We start from the raw sequence: 6,443 nt of genomic DNA on the forward strand, positions 1-6,443 counted from the left end.
CGCCGACCTGGTGGTCGAAATCGTCTCCCCCGAAAGCGCCCCCCGCGACCGGGGCGAAAAATTCTACGAATACCAGGAAGCCGGCATCCCCGAATACTGGCTCATCGACCCGGTCCGCCAGCAGGCGGAGTTCTATCAGCGGGATGATCGGGGCCGTTTTCAGCACGTGCCCCCGGATCCCCACGGGATCTATCGTCCCCACACCATCCCCGGGTTCTGGATCCGGGTGGATTGGCTCTGGCAAGACCCGTTGCCGCCTGTGGACATGATCCTGCTGGAGATTGGGGGCGATGCTTACGCTCGTCGCCTGATCGAGCGTCTCCGGGAACGAGGATGGTTGTGATCCCTGACGGATGGCTGGAGCGGATGGAGCACTACAAGGTTTCCACCACTTCCCGTGGAACCAGATAGCGCTCCACCGGTTCCCCCCCTGGCAGATGAGCGGCCAGGGCCTGCCAGAGGCGACGGGCCTCCGCCCGCACCGTTTCCAGAGCTTCCCGCTCTCCCGCGGCGCGGAGCACCTTCCCCAGCGCGATCCGGGCGATCAATGCCGCCGGCCGGAAGCCTGCTGCATCCGCCCACCGGCTGGCCTCCTCCAGAACGGAACGCGCTGCCTCGGGACGGCCCATCGCGCGGGCCCAGCGCCCCGCCTCCACCGCCGCGTGCACGAACTCCACCACCAGCCCTCGGCGGCCGGTGTATTGAAGCGCCTGCTCCAGCAACGCGCGGGCTTCTGGCCCATGCCCCTGCAGACGCGCCAGGCGGGCCTCCCCGATCAACCCCACACTGCGAGCCACGGCATCCACGGCCCGCCCCTGGGCCAGCGCCTCATCCAGCAACGCCGTCGCCCGCTCGAGATCCCCCCGTGCCAGGAAAACCATCCCCAGGCCGATCTGAGCGCTTAAACGGTGTGCCCGCAGAGCGGACTGGTTTTTCAACAGTGTCACCACGCTCTGGAACTGGGCCTGCGCCTCTTCCAGCTGGCGGGCTCGCAGCGCCAGATACCCCTGGAAGATCCGCCCCCAGATCGTGCTCCAGTCCATTTCCGGAACCCGCCGGGCCAGCTGCAGCCCTTTGTTCAGCCAGGCCTGCGCTTCCGCGAAATCCCCCCGTAGATCCTGCAAATACGCCATCAGGTTGCAGCTCATCACCACATGCGGCCACTGCGCCGTGGCTTCCGCAATGGTCAACGCCTGATGCAGGCAGGCCTCCGCCGGCTCCGCCATCCCCTGCAGCGTGAGGATCCAGCCATAGAAATTCAGCAACAGCGGCGCCTGCTCCGGCGCCAAGGTTTCCGCCAGCTCCACCCAGGGCCGACCCCAGAGGGGAGGAGCGGGCTGGAAGAGCCCCTCCCCGGACGAGGGAAGCGAGGATTCCTCCCCGAAGACCAGCTCCAGACGATCCAGCAGATCCGCTTCTGCCAGGCTCAACTCGGAAGCGAACTGCGTCCGGATCTCCCCGGCCAGCTCTCCCACTTCCTCCAGCCGGCCCAGCATCGCCAGGGTGGTCATCAGCCGGCGGGCCGCGTTCAGCGCGTGAACCCGATCCCCCTGCGCCTCCGCCCATTCCCGGAATCGGGTGTAAGTCTCCACAATCCCCTCCCAATCCCCCAGCGCTTCCAGCGCCATCCCCCGCCCGAGATAGGCCCGCCGGATCCATTCCGCCATCCCCTCATCGCCGGTGCTCTGAGCGGCAGCAGCCAGCGCCTCATCGTAATGGCGCACCGCCTGCCGGAATCCATAGGCCCGCCGGGCATGATCTCCAGCTTCCACCGCATAACGCACCATCGAGGGAAGAGCCCCACGGCCCGCGCGCTGGAAGTGATAGGCGATCTCCGCACTGTAAGGGCCTGGATGAAGCCCATACAGGGCCGCCAGGGCTTCCGCGAGGCGTTGATGCTGGCGTCGCCGCACCACCGGAGGGATCGCCTCATAGATCACCCGGCGGACCACCTCATGCACGAAAGAAAGGCGCTCTTCCGCGTCCTCCCGGAGGAAATGGCGCTCCAGCAGGATCCGGAGATCGGGCTCCGGATCCGGCGGTCCGATCAGCTCCAGCCATTGAACGGGGAACGCCCGACCGATCACCGCCGCGATCTCCAGGATCTCCCGCGCGCCCTCGGGCAGGCGGGCCACCCGATCCGCGATCAGGGCACGCAGGGAAGAGATCGCCGCCGGTCCATCCAGATAGCGCTCCAGGGCCTCACGCCGGAACGACCCCCCGGCCGCCAGCGCCGCGCGCAGGAGCTCCGCCGTGAAAAGGGCGTTCCCCTCCGTCAAGCTGTGCAAACGCCGGGCGAGACCCTTGAGGCGCTCGACCGGTTCCCCGCTCAACCGGGCCAGCCAGAAAGCCAGGGCCTCCAGGGAAAGACGCCCCACCCGGATCCGGCAGCCAATCCCCTCCCGCCGCAGCATCTCCAGCAAATGGCTGACCTCGCGTCCCTCCGGCTCCTCCTCCGGGGTATGGGCCAGCAACAGCACCAGGGGATGACGCGCCGCGCGGCGGGCCAGGCGGCCCACCACGGTCAGGGTGGCCTCATCGGTCCAGTGCAGATCATCCACAAACATCACCAGCGGACGCTGATCCGCCAGGGCGATGATGAGGTTGGAAAAACCATCGATCAGGCGATGCCGGTTCTCCTCCGGCGTGGTCTCTGGAACGGCCGGCAGGTTCGGATAAAGAAGATGCAAGGAGGGGATCAGCTGAGCGACCTGGGCGAGGGCGAAAAGCGGCAGCTCGCCCCGCCGGTCCGCCGAAAGCTGACTCAGCAATCGCCGCAAGCCCTCCGCCAGACAGGAAAAGGGGAGAGTGCGCTCGATGAACAGGCCGCGGATGTAAAGGACGTCCGCGTCATGGGCGAAAAGACGGATCGCCTCCACCGCCAGCCGGGTTTTGCCCGCCCCCGGCTCCCCGATCAACACCCCCACGCCTCCCTGTCCCCTGGCCAGCCCGGCAAAGACCTCCTGCAGGCGCTCCAGTTCGGCTTCCCGCCCCACAAAGATCTCTCCCATCATCCCCTCTACCAGGGGGAGATCCTGCACCGGCTGCAAAAACCGGGGGGGACGGGCCGACGGGAGCTCCCCGCGAAGGAGCGCTTCGTAGAGGGCGCGGGTGGAGGGAGAGGGTTCCACACCGAAAGCTTTCATCATGACCTGCCGGCAGCGCTCATACGTGCTCAACGCTCCGGCCAGATCCCCGACTGCGATCTGATAGCGCATCAGGGAACGGTAGGCCGGCTCCCGGAATTCATCCAGCGCCAGAATCCGACGACAGAGCGGGATCGCCTTCTCCGGCGCGCCCGCCGCCGCCAGGAGCTCCGCCAGATCCAGAGCGGCTTCCATATATCGCTCGCGCAACCGCTCCCGCTCGGTCAACGCCCACTCCGCATAAGGATCCTCAATCAGCAGATCATCCCGATACAGGGAGAGGGCCTCCATCAGGCAGGCGCGCCGTTCCTCAGGCGCAGCCGCACGCCCCGCGGCCTCCAGGAGATCTTCGAAGGCCCAGACATCCACCCAGAGCGGAGCGTCCCGGGCTATCGCGTAACCGGGCGGCTGGGAGAGGATATACCGCGAAGCGCGAGGCGGTCGATCCGGTTCCAGTGCGCGGCGCAGGGCGTGGACGGTGCTGCGAAGGGTGATCGCGGCCCGCTGGGGATCGGAATGGGGCCAGAGCCAGTCCAGCAGCTGGTCCGAAGGCACCGGCTTTCCCCGGGCCAGCAGCAGGATCTTAAAAAGCTGTTTCGCCCGACGAGTGAACCACGCGGATTCCGGAATGAGCATCTCCCCCCGCCAGACCTCAAACCGGCCAAACATCCGCACGCGCAGCATGGGAGCGATCCTTCCCCTTCGTTCACAATTTTTCAGGGAGCATAGGGGTGGGCCCGCTGAAGGCATGCCCACCCGCCTTAGAAAATCACTCCGTTAAAATAGATGCGGTGGCGCTTCCATATTGCACCCCGCTCGGTCCATGGGGCAAAAATAGCCAGACAGCCGCTGAGGCATGCGGTGGCTTCAAGGATTGCGGCTGCCAGATCTCCCAAACAGGAGGCGCGGGATGCGCATCGGACGGATCCTGACCGAAAACGGCCCTCAATTCGTGATCGTTGAGGCGGATCAGCTGTATGCGCTGGCTGGCGATCCGTTCCGCGGAGAGCTTTCCCGTGGGAAGCCCCTGGACCATGCAGCCGCCCGGGCATGGCTTGCACCCTGTGTCCCCTCTAAGATTATCGCAGTGGGCCGGAATTACATCGAGCACGCCCGCGAGCAGAAAGCGGAGGTTCCGCCGGAGCCCCTCATTTTCCTCAAACCCCCCAGCGCGGTGATCGGGCCGGGGAGCCCCATCCGGATCCCCCCGCAATCCCAGCGGGTGGAACACGAAGCGGAGCTGGCCGTTGTGATCGGACGCCGGGGGAAGGACATCCCGGAGCACCAGGCATGGGCCTATGTGCTCGGCGTGACATGTGGGAACGATGTGACCGCCCGGGACCTGCAGCAACGGGACGGCCAGTGGACTCGGAGCAAGGGCTTCGATACGTTCTGCCCCCTGGGACCCTGGATCGTCACCCATCTTTCCCCAGAGGAGATCAGCAACGCCGAGATCATCTGTCGGGTGAATGGAGAAGTCCGCCAGCATGGGAACACCCGGGCGATGGTTTTCCCGATCCCCACCCTGATCGCTTACATCTCATCGGTGATGACCCTGGAGCCGGGCGATGTGATCCTGACCGGAACCCCGGCCGGGGTCGGTCCGCTCCGCCCCGGAGACTGGGTGGAGGTCGAGATCCCGGGCATCGGGACACTGCGAAACCCGGTTGAGGGATAGTCAGGAAGCCCTTCCATGGTCAAGCCCCAATGGGCCGCACACCAGGAGTTGGATGAAGGTTTGACAACGCAAGCCCATGGCGTTACCCTTGGGGATACGGAAGCCATCCTTGTGTAGGGAGAGGCTGGTGAATCGACCGGGAACCGACGTCATCCGCGCGCTGGTTGTGGGGGATGCGCCTGCCCTGGCCCAGGTGCTGGCCACACTGGGAAGCGGCCCATTGCGCTTTGAGGTGCATATCGCCCCTTCCCTACCGGAGGCCGAGGCGCTGCTGGGGCCCCTTCATCCAGACCTCCTGTTCGTCGACTGGCGATTGCCTGGCCTGGAGGACTTCCTGGAGCGTATTCGACTGCAACCGATCACCCGCGTGATGATCGGTCCGCCCCTACCCGCCTCCGAGGTGGTGCGTCTGGTGCGCCTGGGCATTCACGACTTCCTGCTGGCCCCTCATCATCCCGACGAGGTCCAGGAATGCCTTCGCCGGGCTGTAACCCTGGTCCGCGAGCGCCGTCGGTCCATTCGGATGGTGGAGCGATTGCAACGCCAGCTCCAGCAGCTCAGCGTCCTCTATGAGGTCGGGCAGACGCTGACGGCCTCCCTCCGCCTGGAGGAGATCCTCTCATCCATTATGGAAGCAGCGATCCACCTGACCCAGGCGGAGGAAGGCGGCGTATGGCTACTGGATGAGACCGGCGAAACGCTTCATCTGCGGGTTCACCGAAGCCGGGATGCGAAGGCTTCCCCGGCGGTTTCCACGCTTCCGTTAACCATGCCGGTCTCCGATAGCTTGCTGGGGCGGGCGGTCCGCACCGGCCGTCCGATCCTGCTGGGGCCAGGGATTCATCGGCTGGATACCGGGATCCTGGTGCGATCGCTGCTCTACGTGCCCCTCCGGGCCCATGGACGCATTCTGGGCGTGCTGGGCGTGCTGAATCGCATGCGGGAGGCAGACTTCGCTGAACCCGATGTCCACTTCCTCACGATGCTTGGGGATTATGCGGCGGTGGCCATTGAGAAGGCCCGGCTCTTCGAAGCCATCCAGGCGGAGAAGAGCAAATTGGAGGCCGTCCTCTACGGTATCGAAGAGCCGGTCCTGGTGCTGGACTTTCAGGAGATCCTGATCCTGGCGAATCGATCGGCCCGGCAACATCTCCGTCTCCCTCCCCAGGCGGAGGGACAGCCGTTCCGCTCGGTGATCCGTCATCCGGAGCTTCTTTCCATGATCGACCAGAAACCCCCTATCGGGCAGACCATCCGTCAGGAGATCACTATGCCCGATCGCTTGATCTTTCAGGCCAGCCTGACGGCGGTGGAGGGCGTGGGCTACGTGGTGGTGATGCAGGACATCACCTATCTCAAGGAGCTGGATCGCATCAAATCGGAATTCGTCTCGATTGTTTCCCATGATGTCCGCACCCCACTGACCACCATCCGAGGCTATGTCAGCCTGCTGCCCCGGGTCGGCCCCCTGAACCACCGTCAGCAAGAGTTCGTGGAAAAAGTGGAACGGGCAATGCAGACTATCGTGGAGCTATTGAACAACCTGCTGGATCTCTCCCGGCTGGAGTCCGGGTATGCCCTCTCCATGGAGATCTGCTCGCTGGCCAGGATCCTGGATG

Annotated in this window: 4 protein-coding genes; 3 read left to right on the top strand and 1 reads right to left on the bottom strand. The window is 65.3% G+C overall.

The features are described from left to right. Nucleotides 1-343, top strand: a 343-nt coding sequence (locus VAE54_RS10520; RefSeq protein WP_322801921.1) for a Uma2 family endonuclease, incomplete at its 5' end; no start/stop codon positions are given. Between the two features lie 31 nt (nt 344-374). On the opposite strand, the gene VAE54_RS10525 is transcribed toward VAE54_RS10520, so the two are convergent. Beyond that, the gene (locus VAE54_RS10525) at nt 375-3,830 is read right to left on the bottom strand and encodes an ATP-binding protein (protein ID WP_322801922.1); all 3,456 of its coding nucleotides are present in this window, start codon (nt 3,828-3,830) and stop codon (nt 375-377) included. Nucleotides 3,831-4,056: 226 nt separating this feature from the next. Here VAE54_RS10525 and VAE54_RS10530 point away from each other — a divergent pair, with 226 nt between their 5' ends. Both VAE54_RS10530 and VAE54_RS10535 read left to right on the top strand, forming a co-directional pair. Further along, complete coding sequence (locus tag VAE54_RS10530) at nt 4,057-4,824, top strand: fumarylacetoacetate hydrolase family protein (RefSeq protein WP_322801923.1); 768 nt, start codon at nt 4,057-4,059, stop codon at nt 4,822-4,824. A gap of 127 nt (nt 4,825-4,951) precedes the next feature. Further along, nucleotides 4,952-6,443: histidine kinase dimerization/phospho-acceptor domain-containing protein (locus VAE54_RS10535; RefSeq protein WP_322801924.1), on the top strand; the 1,492-nt coding region annotated here is incomplete at its 3' end.

The sequence above is a fragment of the Thermoflexus sp. genome (assembly GCF_034432235.1).
Taxonomy (GTDB): Bacteria; Chloroflexota; Anaerolineae; order Thermoflexales; family Thermoflexaceae; genus Thermoflexus.

What these genes read in the sequence shown, in the direction of transcription:
- VAE54_RS10525 (WP_322801922.1), bottom strand. Translation starts at nt 3,830, where the DNA reads ATGCTGCGCGTGCGGATGTTTGGCCGGTTTGAGGTCTGGCGGGGGGAG.
- VAE54_RS10530 (WP_322801923.1), top strand. Translation starts at nt 4,057, where the DNA reads ATGCGCATCGGACGGATCCTGACCGAAAACGGCCCTCAATTCGTGATC.